We start from the raw sequence: 15754 nt of genomic DNA, 5'->3' as shown, positions 1-15754 counted from the left end.
GGACTGCCCGGAGGCAATACTGAACAGGCAGCCTTCTTGACGGGCCGCCGCGTATTAAGTTGCTCACTCACATCCCTTGCCGGGCTTTTGTTATTCATGGAGCCAACAACCGGACCCGCTCGAACCGCAAGCGGGCCTTCAATCAATCATTCGGCAGTGACCAGGCTCGGCGAACCGAGATTGGCCAGGCGCACGCTGTTCTGCACCTGCTGGACTTCACCCGGAGAGCCGATCGGCCCCAGGCGCACCCGATGCAGTGTCTGCTGGTTGCGCACGATCGAGCTGATGAACACCGGAGCGCTCACCATCGAGCTGAGCTTCGACCGGAGCAGCTCGGCAGCGTCCGGGTTGGCGAACGCGCCCACCTGCAGATACTGGCCAGACGCTGTTGCAGAAGCGTTTTTTTTTGCATCCAACTGCACAGGCACTACGGCCGCGGCGTGTTGCTGTGGCGGCGGTGTCCATTGTTCGACCGTGCCGGTGGATGCCGTCACCGTCGGCGCGGCATTTTGCGCCACTTTTGGCTCGTTGAGCATCAAAGGCGCCGGACGGCCACGCTGGGCCCACCATTCCTGCGGGTCGATGCCCTCGACCTTGACCCGCGCGGTGCCGATTTCAGCGTAACCGAGTTTTTTCGCCGCCGCATACGACAAGTCGATGATACGGTCGGAATAGAACGGCCCACGGTCATTGACCCGCAGGATCACGCTCTTGTTGTTGTCCAGGTTGGTCACCCGCACGTAACTGGGCAACGGCAAGGTCTTGTGGGCCGCGCTCATGCCGTACAGGTCATACACCTCACCATTGGCGGTGTTCTGGCCATGGAACTTGGTGCCATACCAGGACGCTGTGCCCGAGGCGACGTAGGTCTTGGAGTCGGCCATCGGGAAATAGGTCTTGCCCAGCACCGTGTACGGGTTGGCCTTGTAGGGGCCGGTGTGCAGGGTCGGGGTGGCGTCGGGAATGCGCGAGACATCCACGTCCCACCACGGCGCGCCGTCCTTGTGGGCACGGTTGATGTCCAGGCCCGGCATGGCGCGCACGGCGGTGGTGTTTTTCTGGGTCGGTGCGCGACTGGTCGAACAACTGACGACCAACAGCGACAGCGCAGCCAGTGCCACGAACTTCAAGGGCCTGGCGTTCAGGGGTTGATAGGTAGGCAATGCCTGCATTATTTGACGCCCCGTGCTTTGACCAGCTCTTCAGACAGTTGATGCACAGCCATGGCGTACATCACACTGCGGTTATAACGCGTAATTGCGTAGAAATTCTTCAGACCCATCCAGTATTCAGGGCCCTGCTCGCCTTCCAGGCGGATGGCGGTGACGGGCATGTCGTCACGCAGCGCATCATGACTCGACCAGCCCAGCGCCCGCAACTCCCCGACGGTTTTCGTCGGCTCGATGCCTTCGCTCAGGCCTTCGTCCACCTGCTCGCCTCGCACGTCGGCACGGCTGACCACCGGTTGACCGGCTTCCCAGCCGTGGCGCTTGAAATAGCTGGCAACACTACCGATGGCATCGGTCGGGTTGGTCCAGATATTGATGTGGCCATCGCCATCGAAATCTACCGCATAGGCGCGGAAACTGCTGGGCATGAATTGCGGCAGGCCCATGGCCCCGGCATAGGACCCCTTGAGGGTCAGCGGGTCGACCTGCTCCTCGCGGGCCAACAAGAGGAACTCGCGCAGTTCTTTGCGGAAGAACTCGGCCCGCGGCGGGTAATCGAAGCCCAGGGTCGACAGCGCGTCGATCACCCGGAAATTCCCGGTATTGCGGCCAAAGAAGGTCTCGACGCCGATGATGGACACGATGACCTGGGCCGGCACGCCATATTCCTGCTCGGCGCGGGCCAGGGCGGCCTCGTGTTGGCGCCAGAAGTCCACGCCCCGGGCGACGCGCGCCTCGGTGATGAACATCGGCCGGTATTCGCTCCACTGTTTGACCCGCTCGGCGGGCCGGGAGATCGCGTCGAGGATCGACTGCTTGCGTTCAGCCTCGCGGAACACCCCCATCAGTTGCTCACCGGCGAAGCCGTAGTCGCGGGTCATTTCACCGACGAATTCGGCCACCTGGGGCGAGCCTTCGTATTCACCGGCCAAGGCGTGCGACGCACCGCCCAGGAGGCCGATCAGGCCGACCCACGCATGTCGCGCCGACCAGCCACGCATTGCTTGCATTGAACTCTTCACCTTATTCAAACCTGCGCGATCCACTTGCGGTGGGTATGGATCGACATCAAGACCCCAAACGCTGACAGTAGCGTCACCAGCGAAGTTCCTCCGTAGCTGATGAAGGGCAACGGCACCCCCACGACCGGCAACAGGCCACTGACCATACCGATGTTGACGAAAACGTAAACAAAAAACGTCATGGTCAGGCTGCCCGCCAGCAACTTGCCGAACAAGGTCTGCGCCTGGGCGGTGATGACCAGCCCCCGGCCGATCAGCAACAGATAGATCAGCAGCAGCAGGCAGATCCCCACCAGGCCGAACTCCTCGCCCATCACGGCGATGATGAAGTCGGTGTGGCTTTCCGGCAGGAAGTCCAGGTGCGACTGGGTGCCCATCAGCCAACCCTTGCCGAATACCCCGCCGGAGCCGATGGCGGCCTTGGACTGGATGATGTTCCAGCCGGTGCCCAATGGGTCGCTTTCCGGGTCGAGGAAGGTCAGGATGCGCTGCTTCTGGTAGTCGTGCATCACGAAGTACCACATGGCGACCGACACCGGTATCGCGATGGCGATCACGCTCAAGATCCAGCGCCAGCGCAACCCGCCCATGAACAGCACGAAGGCTCCCCCCGCCAGGATCAGCAATGAAGTGCCAAGGTCCGGCTGGCGCACGATCAGGATGAACGGGATGCCGATCAGCATCAGGCTGATGCACACGTGCTTGAGCTGCGGCGGCAAGGTGCGCTTGGACAAGTACCAGGCGATGGTCGCCGGCATGATGATCTTCAGGAATTCCGAAGGCTGGAAGCGGATCACCCCAGGGATATTGATCCAGCGCGTGGCCCCCATGGCGTTATGGCCCATTACATCCACCACCACCAACAGGCTCACGCCGACCACATAGGCCAGCGGCACCCAGCGCGCCATGAAACGAGGTTCAAGCTGGGCGATGACGATCATCGACACCAGGCCGATGCCGAACGAGGTGGCCTGCTTGGCCAGCAGGTCCCAGCTCTTGCCGCTGGCCGAATACAAGACGAACAGGCTGCCCGCGGCCAGGATCAGCAGCAGGACCAGCAGCGGGCCATCGATGTGCATGCGCTGCAACAGCGTGGCGCGACGGCGCATCACATCTTCGCTGGAAAGGATCCGGTCGAAATTATTCTTCACGGGCCGTAGCCTCCGCGGTGGTGGGGCTTGCGAATTCGGGCTTGAGCTGGCCGTGCTCGTCCAGCAGCCAGGCATCCATCACCTGACGCACCACGGGCGCGGCGACACCGGAACCGGACTCACCGTTCTCGACCATCACCGAAACAACGATCTTCGGGTTGTCGGCCGGGGCGAAGCCGACGAACAAGGCGTGGTCGCGATGGCGCTCCTGGACTTTGGAGCGGTCGTACTTCTCGCCCTGCTTGATCGCGACCACCTGGGCCGTACCGCTCTTGCCGGCGATGCGATAAGGCGAGCCGATCGCCGCCTTGCGCGCCGTACCCCGGGCGCCGTGCATCACCTGCTGCATGCCGTTGTTGACCTTCTGCCAGTCCGACGGATTGTGCAGGACGATGTCCGGCATCGGGTCCGGGTCCACGGGCGGCTGGCCTTCGATGGTCTTGGCCAGGTGCGGGCGATGCCACTTGCCCTTGCTCGCCACCAGGGCCGTGGCCTGGGCCAGTTGCAACGGCGTTGCCTGCATGTAGCCCTGGCCGATCCCCAGGATCAGGGTTTCACCGGGGAACCACGCCTGGCGACGGGTCGCCCGCTTCCATTCCCGTGAGGGCATCAGGCCGGGCGATTCCTCGAACATGTCCAGGGAGACTTTCTGGCCGATGCCGAACTTGCCCAGGTAGGACGACAACCTATCGATCCCCAGCTTATGGGCCAGGTCATAGAAGTAGGTGTCATTGGAACGCATGATCGCCGTTTCCAGGTCCACATAGCCGTCGCCGGTACGGTTCCAGTTACGGTACTTGTGGTCGTAGTTGGGCAGCATGTAATAACCGGGGTCGAAGACCCGGCTCGAGGCGGTCACCACGCCGGCGTCCAGCCCGGCGATCGCCACGGCCGGCTTTATGGTCGAGCCTGGCGGGTAGAGGCCGCGCAGGACACGGTTGAACAGGGGCCGGTCGATGGAGTCGCGCAACTCGGCATAGGCCTTGAAACTGATGCCGGTGACGAACAGGTTCGGGTCGAAACTCGGCTGGCTGACCATCGCCAGGACTTCGCCGGTGGCCGGGTCCAGCGCCACCACGGCGCCACGGCGTCCGCCCAGGGCCGCTTCAGCGGCTTCCTGCAACTTGATGTCCAGGCTCAGGACAATGTCCTTGCCGGGGATCGGGTCGGTGCGCTTGAGCACCCGCAACACGCGACCGCGGGCGTTGGTCTCGACTTCTTCGTAGCCCACCTGGCCGTGCAGCTCGGGCTCGTAGAAGCGCTCGATGCCGGTCTTGCCGATGTGGTGGGTGCCGCTGTAGTTGACCGGATCGAGGCTCTTGAGCTCTTTCTCGTTGATCCGCCCCATGTAGCCGACCGAGTGGGCAAAGTGCGCCCCCTGGGGGTAATGACGCACCAACTGCGCCACCACCTCGACGCCCGGCAGGCGGAACTGGTTCACCGCGATCAGAGCAATCTGCTCTTCGGTCAACTCGAACAGGATCGGCACCGGCTCGAACGGCCGACGCCCCTGACGCATGCGTTTTTCGAAGATGGCCCGATCCTCGGGCGTCAGTTGCAGCACTTCGACGATGACATCCAGCACCTGCTGCCAGTCGCCGGACCGCTCGCGGGTCATGCTCAGGCTGAAGCTGGGGCGGTTGTCAGCCACCACCACGCCATTGCGGTCGAAGATCAAACCACGGGTCGGCGGGATCGGCTGCACATGCACCCGGTTGTTTTCCGACAGGGTCGAGTGGTACTCGTACTGGATCACCTGGAGGAAATAGAGCCGCGCAATCAGCACGCCGATCAGCGTCACCACCGTAATGGCGCCGAACACGACGCGACTGCGCACCAGGCGGGCGTCTTTTTCGTGGTCCTTGATGCGGATCGGCTGAGGCATGAGGGCAGGATTACTTGTGGTAAGGGTGCCCGGACAGGACTGTCCAGGCACGATACAACTGTTCACCGATCAGAATCCGCACCAACGGGTGCGGCAACGTCAGAGGCGACAACGACCAGCGCTGATCGGCCCGGGCACAGACTTCCGGCGCCAGCCCTTCCGGGCCGCCGACCATGAAATTCACCGTGCGCGAGTCCAGCCGCCAGCGATCGAGCTCGACCGCCAGTTGCTCGGTGCTCCAGGGCTTGCCGTGGACCTCGAGGGTGACGATGCGCTCGTTCGGCCCGACCTTGGCCAGCATGGCTTCGCCCTCCTGGCGAATGAAGCGCGCCACGTCGGCGTTCTTCCCACGGGTGTTGAGCGGAATTTCCACCAGTTCCAGGGCCAGTTCGGAAGGAAGACGCTTGGCATATTCATGCCAGCCTTCTTCCACCCACTTGGGCATGCGGGAACCGACGGCGATCAGGCGCAGTCGCACAGCGATCCCTTACTGCTGGTCTTTGTTGAGCTTGGTAAAGTGCTCATGGGTGTTTTCAGGGCTGTGGTGACGGGCATCCGCCGCACGGCTCTGCTCGGCACCGGCCCACAGGCGCTCCAGGTCGTAGAACTGACGTGCCGAGGCGGTCATCATGTGCACGATGACATCGTCCATATCCAGCAGGACCCAGTCGCTGTCGCCCTTGCCTTCTTCACCCAGCGGCTTGATGCCCTGGGCCTTGACCGCTTCGCGGACCTTGTCCAGCATCGCGCCGATCTGGCGGTTGGAGGTACCGGTGGCGATGATCATGAAGTCCGTGATGCTCTGCTTTTCACGAACGTCGATCACCTGGATGTCCTGGGCCTTGACGTCTTCCAGGGCGGCAACGGCCACCTTGACCAGCTCCTCGCCGGCCAGTACGGCACCGGTATGGGCCTCAACAGGCAGCGGGGCGCTTTTGAAAGTGCCCTTGCGCTTTACTTTGTTTACGTCTTTGTCAGTCATATAAAACTCGTTTTGCTCGTATATTCGGGCGCTTCGCTACACGCATTCACGTGCCTTGAAGCAGCCTCGTTCAGTTCGACGCACGGTACAGCCCGTGCGCATCGATGTAGGCCAGGACCGCGTCGGGCACCAGGAAACGTACCGACTTACCGCTGGCCAGCAGTTGACGGATCTGGGTGGCGGATACCGCGAGCGGCGTCTGCCAGACGAATGCAATCTGTCCGCTCGGCCCCTTGAGGGCCAGCGGGTCGCTCACCGAGCGCGCCGCCAGCAGGTTGCGCAAGGCATCCGGCGGCTCGCTATCGGCATCCGGGCGTTGCAACACCAGGATGTGGCAATGCTGGAGCAACTCTTCCCAGCGGTGCCAAGTGGGCAGGCCGCAAAACGCGTCCCAGCCCAGAAGCAGGAAAACCTGGGCGTCGGCGGGCATTTCGGCACGCATCAGCTCTAGGGTATCAATGGAGTAGGACGGTTTGTCCCGCTGCAATTCGCGGGCGTCCACCACCAGCGGCGGCACTCCGGCCACCGCGCACTCGACCATCGCCAGACGGTCCTGCGCCGACACCTGCGGCGTATCCCGGTGAGGCGGCCTGGCGTTGGGCGTCAGGCGTAGCTCATCGAGGCCCAGGGCGTCGGCGACTTCCAGCGCACCGCGCAAGTGGCCGATGTGCACCGGGTCGAACGTGCCGCCCAGGATACCGATGCGCCGGGGCAGGGCTGTCGTCGTCACAGCGGCTGACGGGTCGAGGTCGCCCAAGTCAGACCGGCTCCTGTCCGCGCAACTGGCCATCACCGACCACAATGTACTTCTCGCAGGTCAGCCCTTCGAGGCCCACCGGGCCGCGGGCGTGCAGCTTATCAGTAGAGATGCCGATCTCGGCGCCCAATCCGTATTCAAAGCCATCAGCGAAGCAGGTCGGGGTATTGATCATCACCGACGCCGAATCCACTTCAGTCACGAAGCGCCGGGTTTCGCCCTGGTGCTCGCTGACAATCGAATCGGTGTGGTGCGAACCATGACGATTGATGTGCTCGATGGCTTCATCCAACCCGTCGACCACGCGGATCGACAGGATCGGCGCCAGGTATTCGGTGTTCCAGTCCTCTTCGGTGGCTTCTGCCGCCTCGATGATCGCCCGGGTGCGCTCGCAGCCACGCAGCTCGACGCCATTTTCGCGGAACTGAGCGGCCATCGCTGGTAGGAATTCCTGGGCGACGGCCTGGTCCACCAGCAGGGTTTCCATGGCACCGCAGATGCCGTAACGATAGGTCTTGGCGTTGAAGGCAATGCGCTGGGCCTTTGGCAGCTCGGCGTGGGCGCTGACGTAGACGTGGCAGATGCCGTCCAGATGCTTGATCACCGGTACACGGGCATCGCGGCTGACCCGTTCGATCAGGCCCTTGCCACCACGCGGCACGATGACATCGACGAACTCGGGCATGCTGATCAGCGCGCCGACAGCGGCGCGGTCGGTGGTTTCCACCACTTGCACCACGGCGGCCGGCAGCCCGGCCTCGGCCAGGCCACGCTGGATGCAGGCGGCAATGGCACGGTTGGAATGAATCGCCTCGGAACCGCCACGCAGGATGGTCGCGTTACCGGCCTTCAGGCACAGGCTCGCGGCGTCGATGGTCACGTTCGGCCGCGACTCGTAGATGATCCCGACCACGCCCAGGGGCACGCGCATCTTGCCGACCTGGATACCCGATGGCCGGTAGCTCATGTCGCGGATCGCCCCGACCGGGTCAGGCAGGGCCGCCACCTGACGCAGACCGACGATCATGCCGTCGATGCGCGCCGGGGTCAGCGCCAGTCGCTCGAGCATGGCCGGCTCGAGGCCATTGGCCCGGCCGGCGGCCAGGTCCAGCTCGTTGGCGGCGGACAACTCGGTGCGAGCGGCGTCCAGCGCATTGGCGGCGGCTTGCAGGGCACGGTTTTTCTGCGCGGTGCTGGCACGGCCGATGATGCGCGACGCTTCGCGAGCGGCGTGACCCAGGCGGGTCATGTAGTCAAGAACGGACTCAGTCATGGTCTGTGTGGTCTTGGCGAAGAGGAAAGCGGCAGATTATAGCTGTCGTAACCCTCGACTAACAGCATGGACTCACAGTGGTGACCGGCGGAGGCACAAAACTGTCAGGAATTTCACCTGTTCAGCGGCGATTAAGATTTCCATTGCTATCATCGCCCTTCCTTTGGCCTCAGTTCGTCTACTGTCATGACCGATTCGCCTCATACGCCAAACGCCCTGCCCCACGCCTTCTTCGACCGCGACGCCCAGGTGCTCGCCAAGGACCTGCTGGGCAAAGTCATTCGCCACAAGGTCGGCAACCTGTGGCTCAGCGCCCGCATCATCGAGACCGAAGCCTACTATTTCGCCGAAAAGGGCAGCCACGCCTCCCTGGGCTATACCGAAAAACGCAAGGCTCTGTTCCTCGACGGCGGCCACATCTATATGTACTACGCCCGGGGCGGCGACTCGCTGAACTTCAGCGCCCAGGGCCCGGGCAATGCGGTGCTGATCAAATCGGCGTACCCCTGGGTCGACGCTATCTCCGGCCCGGAGAGCCTGGCGCAGATGCTGCTGAACAACCCCGACGCCCAGAGCCGCCCACGCACACCGCAGAAGCTCTGCGCCGGACAGACCCTGCTTTGCAAGGCCCTGGGGCTGAAGGTGCCGGAATGGGACGCCAAACGCTTCGACCCCGAGCGATTGTTGGTGGAAGACGTGGCGGTGCCGACGGTCAATGTGATCCAGACCACCCGCCTGGGCATCCCATTGGGCCGCGACGAGCATCTGCCCTACCGTTTCGTCGACGCCGCCTATGCACCATGGTGCACCCGCAACCCCTTGCGGCGTGGACAGGTCGAGGGGCGCGATTATTTTTTGCTGCCTTGATAACACCGCCGCCCCCTGTGGGAGCGGGCTTGCTCGCGAAAGCGTCGGGTCAGCAGAATTGATGTCGACTGACACACCGCCTTCGCGAGCAAGCCCGCTCCCACATTGGATTTTCGGTGGCCACAGATTTTCGTTCAGCGCCGAAACCCCGTGGGAGCGAGCCTGCTCGCGATGGCGTCGGATCAGTAGAATCCGATATTGACTGACAAACCGCTATCGCGAGCAGGCTCGCTCCCACAATAACAATGCACATTCAATGGAGTTGTACCTATGGGCCCATGGCTCGATAGCATTACTGGCTGGCTGGCCGCCAACCCACAATGGCTGGCGGTGGCGGTGTTCATCGTGGCGTGCGTGGAATGCCTGGCGATCGCCGGGTTGATCGTACCGGGCACCGTGCTGCTGTTTGCCGTCGCGGTGCTGGCCGGCAGTGGTGCCTTGTCCCTGGGCGAGACACTGTTGCTGGGCTTGCTCGGGGGCTTGCTCGGGGATCTGGTGTCGTACTTCCTGGGCCGGCACTTCCACCAGAACATCCGACGCCTGCCGGGGCTGCGGCACCACCCGGAATGGATGAGTGCGGCGGAAAGCTATTTCCAGCGCTACGGCATCGCCAGTCTGCTGGTGGGGCGTTTTATCGGCCCGTTGCGACCGATGCTGCCGATGGTGGCCGGGATGTGCGACATGCCCTTCCCCCGTTTTGCCGCCGTCAGCCTGCTGGCCGCGTCGGGTTGGAGCGTGGCGTACCTGTTGCCGGGCTGGGCCACCGGGGCAGCGATTCGCCTGCCGCTGCCCGAAGGCTTCTGGCTACAGGCCGGCATTGTCATCGGCAGCATCGCGGTCATGATCGGGTTGAGTGTCAACAGCAGCCTGCGGCGGCATCGACACGCCACGGCGCTGATTGCCGGCCTGGGCCTGGTGATCCTGCTCGGCCTGTTCATCGGTTTCCGCTACCTGACGGCCTTCGACCAAGGGTTGATGGCCCTGGTCCAGGAACATCGCAGCCCGACCCTGGACGAAATCGCCGTGACCTTCACGCTGATCGGCGAATTCCGCTTCATGCTGATCTTCAGCGCCCTGCTGACCGGACTGCTGTTACTGGCGCGCCAATGGCGACAGGCAATCTTCGCCGGTGCCACGATGCTGTTCACTGCCCTGGCCAATACCGGCTTCAAGCACTTTTTCGCCCGCGTGCGTCCGGAAATCCTCACCGACCCACTGACCAGCTACAGCATGCCCAGCGGTCATGCCTCCGGCTCGTTCGCGCTGTTCCTGGCACTCGCGGTCCTGGCCGGTCGCGGACAACCGCCACGCCTGCGCCTGACCTGGCTGCTGCTGGGCTGCCTGCCGGCGCTGGCGATTGCCTTGTCCCGGGTGTACCTGGGAGCCCATTGGCCCAGCGACATCCTCGCCGGCGCGATGCTCGCCGCCTGCGTCTGCGCCGCCATCCTGTGGTTGAGCCAACGCCAGACCCCACTGCCCGCCATGCCGCCGAAAATCTGGTGGCTGATCTTGCCGGCGCTGGTGGCCGCGTTCAGTTTCTTCGCTCTGCGGCATCTGCCTCATGGGATGTTGAGGTATGCCTACTAACGACCAGGCCTCTTGTGGGAGCGGGCTTGCTCGCGAATGCGGTGTGTCATTCGACACATATGCTGGATGACCCACCGCATTCGCGAGCAAGCCCGCTCCCACAGAAGCCCGGCTGGGTCAGGCGAACAATTCGCCTTGCAACTCATCGAGCAATGCCTGGATCGCGTCCAGGCGCTGCTGCGGATCATCCAGTTGCAGCAGATCGATCTTGTCCAGTTCATTGAACGGCAGCAGGTAAGCCAATTGATTGGCCAATGATTGTTGACCGGTCGCCTCGGTGCCCATGTTCAGGGCCTCGACCATCGGGTGCTCGGCCAGGGCCTGGAGCAACGCCACCAGGTCGGCATCCTCGTCCTGCAGCGGTTGTTCCGGCTCATCCTCCAGCCACTCGACCTCGGCCACGGTGAGCTGGTCGGGCTGGATACTGCTGCCGTGCACGATAAAGCGGCGCCCGCCCAGCACACGAATTCCCAGCAGCCCATTGTCCTGCTGGGAAAAGTCGGTGATCAGCGCCTCACAGCCGACCCGTGCATAGCCTTGCGGCGCGATACCGACTTCCTGCCCGTCCAGGATGCACACCACCCCGAACCCTTCGCCCTTTTTCATGCAGCGCCCGATCATGTCGAGGTAGCGCGCCTCGAATATCTGCAAATCGAGAATGCAGCCGGGAAAAAGCACAGTGTTCAACGGAAAAAGCGGCAAATTCATAACTATTTCCTAGACCGTCATCGACACCACCAGCGGCAGCAGCACCGCCGTGGCCACGCCCATCAGACTCATCGCCAGCGCCGCAAAAGCGCCGGACTCCTCGCTTTCCTGCAACGCCACCGATGTCCCCACCGCGTGAGCCGTCAGGCCCAGGGCCATGCCCCGGGCTTCAGGACTGCGGACGCCCAGCCGGCTCAGGATACTCGGGCCCAGGATCGCCCCGAGCACCCCGGTGATCAAGACGAAAACCGCCGCCATGGCCGCTACGCCGCCGATCTGCTCGGCCACCAGCATGGCAATCGGCGAGGTCACCGACTTGGGCGCCATGGTCATCAGGATCATGTGCTCGGCGCCGAACGCCCAGCCCAGCAACACCGCAGAACCGGTGGCAAACACCCCACCTATCACCAGCGTAGTAAAGATCGGCCAGAACAATTGCCGGATCCGCCGTAGGTTCAGGTACAGCGGCACCGCCAGCGCGACCGTGGCCGGCCCCAGCAGGATGCTGAGGATTTCAGTGCTCTTGCGGTATTCGGCGTAGGTGATGCCGCAGCTGACCAGCACACCGATCAGCAGCACCATCGACATCAACACCGGTTGCAGGAATACCCAGCGGGTCTTCTCGAAAGCCGCCAGCACCAGTTGATAGGCCCCCAGGGTAATGCCGATGCCGAACAGCGGATGATGGATCACCGAGGCCCAGGCGCCCTGCCAGTCGAGGATCATGGCGTGTCCTCCTCCACGGCAGCGATGTGACGCCGGCCGAGGCGCTGCATCAACACCCCGGTGAACGCCATGGACAGGACCAGCGACAACACCAGCGCGCCGACGATGGCCCAGAAATCGGCGGCGATGGCCCGCGCGTAGACCATCACTCCCACCGCCGGCGGCACCAGCAGCAACGGCAGGTAACGCAGCAGGCTGCCGGCGGCCAGGCTCAATGGCTCGGCGACTTCGCCACGGACGATCAAATAGCCCAGCAACAGCAGCAGGCCGATGATCGGCCCCGGCAGCACCGGCAAGAACAAATGATTGATGGCGGTGCCCAGCAATTGAAACAGCACCAGCCAGGTCAGGCCCCGTAGCAACATCCGTCCTCTCCCCTGCAACCTCTACCCAATGAAAGCGCCCGCATTATAAGCACGCCCAGGCTATGGACCGGCATTCGTAAAAAGCATGGTCAGTGACCTTCCCTGTGCGTCATGTTGATCTACAGTGGTTCCCCGGGGGCCACCTGCTCCATACCAAAGATAGAACCGTTGAACCAAGGAGAGTCTCAATGCCCTATGTTCCCGTTGCAGCACTCAAAGATTATGTCGGCAAGGAACTCGGACGTTCCGACTGGCTGACTATCGACCAGGACCGCATCAACCTGTTCGCCGAAGCCACAGGCGACTTTCAGTTCATCCACGTCGATCCGGTCAAGGCCGCCCAGACGCCATTCGGCAGCACCATCGCCCACGGGTTCCTGTCGCTGTCGCTGATGCCCAAGTTGATGGAAGACATCCTGATCCTGCCTGAAGGCGTGAAAATGGTCGTCAACTACGGACTGGACAGCGTGCGCTTCATCCAGCCGGTGAAGGTCGATTCCAAGGTCCGGCTCAAGGTCGACCTGGTGGACGCCACCGAGAAAAAACCCGGCCAATGGCTGCTCAAGGCCACCGCCACGCTGGAGATCGAAGGCTCGGACAAGCCGGCCTACATCGCCGAGCCCCTGTCGCTCTGCTTCGTGTAACCCCTTCACGCATGCGAAACCGCCCAGGCAGTTTCGCAGCGCTTCTCTGGTTCTATCGCGCATAGCTGCGGCATACTCGTCGCCTGATTACCTGGATCCCGTTATGCGCTTACTTTTTCCCCTGGCTTTGACCCTGTTGCTGGCCGCCTGCGGCGATGGCGAATCACTGTTGCCGCCTGACGCACGCCTGCCCGATGGCGGACGCTACCGCGGCGATCTGGTAAATGGGCTGTTGCAGGGCCAGGGACGCGTCGACTACCCCAACGGCAGCTGGTATTCCGGGCAATTCGACAAAGGCCAATGGCATGGCGTCGGGGAATGGCACGGCAGCAATGGCGAGGTCTATCGCGGCCAGTTCCAGCAGGGCCTGTTCCACGGCCAGGGCCGTCTCGACACGCCCACCAGCAGCTATACCGGCGGCTTCAAGCAGGGACGCCGGGACGGCGAAGGCACGCTCAAGGAAAACGGCGTGACCTACCGTGGCGAGTTCAAGGCCGACCGCTATTCAGGCCTCGGCCGCCTGGAGCTTGCCGATGGCAGCCAATACCAGGGCCCGTTCGTCAATGGCAAGCCCAATGGAGACGGCCAGCGCTTCGATGCCGCGGGCAATCAGTTCACCGGGCATTTCGTCGATGGCCAGTTGCAGGGCAAAGGCACGTTCAACAGCGCCGACGGCGATGTCTATGTCGGCAGCTTCAAGAACAACCAGCTCAACGGTCGCGGCCGCTATGAAAATGCCGACGGCGATGTCTGGATCGGCCAGTTCAAGGACGGCGCGCTCACTGGCAAGGGCGAGCTGATCGGCGCCGATGGCAGCCATTACCTCGGCCGCTTCAATGAATGGCGCTTTACCGGCCAGGGCCGCCTGAACCTGCCCGATGGCAGTTTTTACATCGGCGAGTTCGAAAACGACAGTTACCACGGGCGCGGCACCCTGGTGCTGACCGATGGCACGGTGCAAAGCGGCACCTGGGCCAACGGCCAGCGGGTGCGCGATGCGGATGGCAAGCTGCTCCCGGACGTACTCGAGCTCGGCCTGCTGTCCCAGGGCCGTCTGCTGGATGACGCCCTGGCGCAGATTCCGGCGTCGACACCGGCGGTGGAACTGTACAGCCTGACCCTGGGCGGCGACGGCAAGCAGAGCGTGTTCCTGCGCGAATCCGACTATGTCGCCAACATGCTCGCAAGCCGTTTCGGCGCGTTCGGCCAGATCCGCCTGGTCAATCATCGCGATCACCTGGGCGACCGACCCATGGCGACCCGCGAAAGCCTGCGCCGCGCCGCCAACACCCTGGCCGAACGCAGCGGCCCGGAAGACCTGATCTTCATCTACCTGACCAGCCATGGCACCAGCGAACATGAGCTGGTGCTCGACCAGCCACGCATGGAACTGGCCGACCTGCCCGCCGACGAACTGGCGGTGGTGCTGGCACCGCTGAAGAACCGCGACAAGATCGTGGTGATCTCGGCCTGCTACTCCGGCGGTTTCATCCCGGCGATCAAGGATGAACGCACCCTGGTCATGACTGCTTCACGGGCCGACCGGGTGTCCTTCGGTTGCTCCGAGGAAGCCAACTTCACCTATTTCGGCGATGCCTTGTTCGCTCAGGCGCTGAATCAGACCGACGACCTTGAGCAGGCCTTCAAGCTCGCCAAGGCCACCGTGGCCGAACGGGAGCAGGCGGATAATTTCGAGGCCTCCGAGCCACAGATCTGGGCCCCGAGAACGGTCCTTTCCCACTGGCAACTGCTGCGTAAATTGCAGGCGCGAAAAGCATTGCAAAGTGCTGCACTGAACGACGATGTCAAAAAGAGCAACTAAGCTGAACCGTATCAAGGGGGAAACACTATGTACTTGACGCCTCAGCATGTTTTGCTCGCCGGCGCTACCGGATTGACCGGGGAACACCTGCTGGACCGGCTGCTCAACGAGCCGACCATCAGCCGGGTCCTGGCACCTTCCCGCCGGCCACTGGCCGAACATCCACATCTGGAAAATCCGGTCGGGGAGCCGGCCCAGGTCCTGCCGCAACTTGCCGGCCAAATCGACATAGCCTTTTGCTGCCTCGGTACGACCATCAAGAAAGCCGGTTCCGAACAGGCCTTTCGTGCAGTGGACCTGGACCTGGTGGTGGCGTTTGCCAAGCGCGCCCGGGAACTGGGGGCACGGCACCTGATCGTTATCAGTGCCCTGGGTGCGGATGCAAAGTCGTCGATCTTCTACAACCGGGTCAAAGGCGAGATGGAAGCAGCGCTCAAGGCCCAGGACTGGCCGCAACTGACGATCTGCCGCCCTTCCCTGCTGTTGGGCGACCGCGTCGAGCCTCGGCTGGCCGAGCAACTGGCCGGGCCCTTGTCAAAGCTGATTCCCGGCAAGTATCACGGTATCGAAGCCTGCCAACTGGCCCGCGCCATGTGGCGCCTGGCCTTGGAAGAACAGGATGGGGTGCGGGTGGTGGAGTCGGATGAGCTGCGTAAGTTGGGTAAATGACCTGAGGGCTGCTGGGCTTTTGTGGCGAGGGGATTTATCCCTGCTAGGGTGCAAAGCGCCCCCCAAAACCTGAACCTGCGGTGTATCAGACAGACCGAAGGGCGCTGCTTCGCAGTCCAGCGGGGAT

At 63.1% G+C, this 15754-nt stretch carries 16 protein-coding genes; 5 read left to right on the top strand and 11 right to left on the bottom strand.

Features of this window, described 5'->3' with window-relative positions; all coding sequences use genetic code 11:
* Window positions 1–146 precede the first annotated feature (146 nt).
* The 8 genes from FBX99_RS24200 to FBX99_RS24165 all read right to left on the bottom strand — a co-directional run bounded on the left by FBX99_RS24200 (window position 147) and on the right by FBX99_RS24165 (window position 8239).
* On the bottom strand, window positions 147–1172 hold the full coding sequence (locus tag FBX99_RS24200; RefSeq protein ID WP_144929859.1) for a septal ring lytic transglycosylase RlpA family protein: 1026 nt from the start codon (window positions 1170–1172) through the stop codon (window positions 147–149).
* Complete coding sequence (gene mltB, locus FBX99_RS24195; protein WP_144929858.1) at window positions 1172–2179, bottom strand: lytic murein transglycosylase B; 1008 nt, start codon at window positions 2177–2179, stop codon at window positions 1172–1174. Before mltB ends, FBX99_RS24200 begins: the two co-directional genes overlap by 1 nt.
* A gap of 17 nt (window positions 2180–2196) precedes the next feature.
* A complete protein-coding gene (gene rodA, locus FBX99_RS24190) occupies window positions 2197–3300 on the bottom strand; it encodes a rod shape-determining protein RodA (protein WP_178112051.1) in 1104 nt (367 codons plus the stop codon).
* A gap of 31 nt (window positions 3301–3331) precedes the next feature.
* Window positions 3332–5227 (bottom strand): penicillin-binding protein 2, encoded by a 1896-nt coding sequence (gene mrdA, locus FBX99_RS24185; RefSeq protein WP_047702700.1) that lies wholly within the window; start codon window positions 5225–5227, stop codon window positions 3332–3334.
* A 10-nt stretch (window positions 5228–5237) separates the two neighbouring features.
* A complete protein-coding gene (gene rlmH / locus FBX99_RS24180) occupies window positions 5238–5705 on the bottom strand; it encodes a 23S rRNA (pseudouridine(1915)-N(3))-methyltransferase RlmH (RefSeq protein ID WP_003185785.1) in 468 nt (155 codons plus the stop codon).
* A gap of 9 nt (window positions 5706–5714) precedes the next feature.
* Window positions 5715–6209: a ribosome silencing factor gene (rsfS, locus tag FBX99_RS24175; protein WP_047702701.1), complete on the bottom strand. Its 495-nt coding sequence runs from the start codon at window positions 6207–6209 to the stop codon at window positions 5715–5717.
* Between the two features lie 70 nt (window positions 6210–6279).
* Entirely contained in the window at window positions 6280–6924 is a 645-nt protein-coding gene (nadD, locus tag FBX99_RS24170) for a nicotinate-nucleotide adenylyltransferase (protein ID WP_178112049.1), read from the bottom strand.
* Window positions 6925–6967: 43 nt separating this feature from the next.
* Entirely contained in the window at window positions 6968–8239 is a 1272-nt protein-coding gene (locus tag FBX99_RS24165; RefSeq protein ID WP_145133149.1) for a glutamate-5-semialdehyde dehydrogenase, read from the bottom strand.
* Between the two features lie 186 nt (window positions 8240–8425).
* On the opposite strand from FBX99_RS24165, the gene FBX99_RS24160 reads away from it, so the two are divergent.
* Window positions 8426–9106, top strand: coding sequence for a DNA-3-methyladenine glycosylase (locus FBX99_RS24160; protein ID WP_144929854.1), 681 nt, complete (start codon window positions 8426–8428; stop codon window positions 9104–9106).
* A 270-nt stretch (window positions 9107–9376) separates the two neighbouring features.
* Entirely contained in the window at window positions 9377–10693 is a 1317-nt protein-coding gene (locus tag FBX99_RS24150; protein ID WP_144929853.1) for a bifunctional DedA family/phosphatase PAP2 family protein, read from the top strand.
* A 117-nt stretch (window positions 10694–10810) separates the two neighbouring features.
* Here FBX99_RS24150 and FBX99_RS24145 read toward each other — a convergent pair whose 3' ends face one another.
* The 3 genes from FBX99_RS24145 to FBX99_RS24135 are packed head-to-tail and all read right to left on the bottom strand — an operon-like array spanning window position 10811 to window position 12492.
* Window positions 10811–11401: an LON peptidase substrate-binding domain-containing protein gene (locus FBX99_RS24145; protein ID WP_144929852.1), complete on the bottom strand. Its 591-nt coding sequence runs from the start codon at window positions 11399–11401 to the stop codon at window positions 10811–10813.
* Window positions 11402–11410: 9 nt separating this feature from the next.
* The gene (locus FBX99_RS24140; RefSeq protein WP_145133147.1) at window positions 11411–12127 is read right to left on the bottom strand and encodes an LrgB family protein; all 717 of its coding nucleotides are present in this window, start codon (window positions 12125–12127) and stop codon (window positions 11411–11413) included.
* Window positions 12124–12492 (bottom strand): CidA/LrgA family protein, encoded by a 369-nt coding sequence (locus tag FBX99_RS24135; protein ID WP_144929850.1) that lies wholly within the window; start codon window positions 12490–12492, stop codon window positions 12124–12126. Before FBX99_RS24135 ends, FBX99_RS24140 begins: the two co-directional genes overlap by 4 nt.
* Before the next feature lie 188 nt (window positions 12493–12680).
* Here FBX99_RS24135 and FBX99_RS24130 point away from each other — a divergent pair, with 188 nt between their 5' ends.
* The 3 genes from FBX99_RS24130 to FBX99_RS24120 all read left to right on the top strand — a co-directional run bounded on the left by FBX99_RS24130 (window position 12681) and on the right by FBX99_RS24120 (window position 15627).
* Entirely contained in the window at window positions 12681–13136 is a 456-nt protein-coding gene (locus FBX99_RS24130) for a MaoC family dehydratase (protein WP_025215658.1), read from the top strand.
* Window positions 13137–13239: 103 nt separating this feature from the next.
* Entirely contained in the window at window positions 13240–14958 is a 1719-nt protein-coding gene (locus tag FBX99_RS24125) for a C13 family peptidase (RefSeq protein ID WP_144929849.1), read from the top strand.
* 27 nt (window positions 14959–14985) lie between these two features.
* On the top strand, window positions 14986–15627 hold the full coding sequence (locus FBX99_RS24120) for an oxidoreductase (protein WP_144929848.1): 642 nt from the start codon (window positions 14986–14988) through the stop codon (window positions 15625–15627).
* The last annotated feature ends 127 nt before the right edge of the window (window positions 15628–15754 follow it).

This window comes from Pseudomonas sp. SJZ074, from assembly GCF_007828215.1.
GTDB lineage: Bacteria > Pseudomonadota > Gammaproteobacteria > Pseudomonadales > Pseudomonadaceae > Aquipseudomonas.
This window is presented reverse-complemented; position numbering and strand designations above follow the sequence as displayed.

Coding starts and splice junctions, on each gene's coding strand:
- FBX99_RS24200 (WP_144929859.1), bottom strand. CDS start 1,172: ATGCAGGCATTGCCTACCTATCAACCCCTGAACGCCAGGCCCTTGAAG.
- mltB (WP_144929858.1), bottom strand. CDS start 2,179: ATGCAAGCAATGCGTGGCTGGTCGGCGCGACATGCGTGGGTCGGCCTG.
- rodA (WP_178112051.1), bottom strand. CDS start 3,300: ATGCGCCGTCGCGCCACGCTGTTGCAGCGCATGCACATCGATGGCCCG.
- mrdA (WP_047702700.1), bottom strand. CDS start 5,227: ATGCCTCAGCCGATCCGCATCAAGGACCACGAAAAAGACGCCCGCCTG.
- rsfS (WP_047702701.1), bottom strand. CDS start 6,209: ATGACTGACAAAGACGTAAACAAAGTAAAGCGCAAGGGCACTTTCAAA.
- FBX99_RS24165 (WP_145133149.1), bottom strand. CDS start 8,239: ATGACTGAGTCCGTTCTTGACTACATGACCCGCCTGGGTCACGCCGCT.
- FBX99_RS24160 (WP_144929854.1), top strand. CDS start 8,426: ATGACCGATTCGCCTCATACGCCAAACGCCCTGCCCCACGCCTTCTTC.
- FBX99_RS24150 (WP_144929853.1), top strand. CDS start 9,377: ATGGGCCCATGGCTCGATAGCATTACTGGCTGGCTGGCCGCCAACCCA.
- FBX99_RS24145 (WP_144929852.1), bottom strand. CDS start 11,401: ATGAATTTGCCGCTTTTTCCGTTGAACACTGTGCTTTTTCCCGGCTGC.
- FBX99_RS24140 (WP_145133147.1), bottom strand. CDS start 12,127: ATGATCCTCGACTGGCAGGGCGCCTGGGCCTCGGTGATCCATCATCCG.
- FBX99_RS24135 (WP_144929850.1), bottom strand. CDS start 12,492: ATGTTGCTACGGGGCCTGACCTGGCTGGTGCTGTTTCAATTGCTGGGC.
- FBX99_RS24130 (WP_025215658.1), top strand. CDS start 12,681: ATGCCCTATGTTCCCGTTGCAGCACTCAAAGATTATGTCGGCAAGGAA.
- FBX99_RS24125 (WP_144929849.1), top strand. CDS start 13,240: ATGCGCTTACTTTTTCCCCTGGCTTTGACCCTGTTGCTGGCCGCCTGC.
- FBX99_RS24120 (WP_144929848.1), top strand. CDS start 14,986: ATGTACTTGACGCCTCAGCATGTTTTGCTCGCCGGCGCTACCGGATTG.